Source organism: Streptomyces sp. NRRL S-495 (assembly GCF_000966955.1).
Taxonomy (GTDB): Bacteria; Actinomycetota; Actinomycetes; order Streptomycetales; family Streptomycetaceae; genus Kitasatospora; species Kitasatospora purpeofusca.
Map to the genome: position 1 here is coordinate 1 of NZ_JZWY01001386.1, position 262 is coordinate 262.

At 69.1% G+C, this 262-nt stretch carries 1 protein-coding gene; it reads left to right on the top strand.

Features of this window, described 5'->3' with window-relative positions:
* A partial coding sequence (locus tag VR45_RS41800; RefSeq protein ID WP_045945223.1) for a hypothetical protein occupies positions 1 to 262 on the top strand: 262 nt, incomplete at both ends.

The following is a 262-nucleotide window of genomic DNA, read 5'->3' on the forward strand; positions in this document are numbered from 1 at the left end:
GCCTACTTCCCACCCCGCGTGCTGGACGGGGGCGACACGGTCGCGGCGTTCACCGACTACCTCACCCACTTCCCCGAGGCCCAGGGCTACGACAGCTACGTCCTGGCCGGCGCCGACCGACCCGAGCCGTACTTCACCCGGCATCGGGACGGCTGGGGAGAGTTGATGATGAACTGGGTCTCCGTGGAGGGACGGCACGCCACCAGGGACGAGCACCTCGACCATCTCCGACGCATCACCCGCCGGGACAACGGCAGCTGGT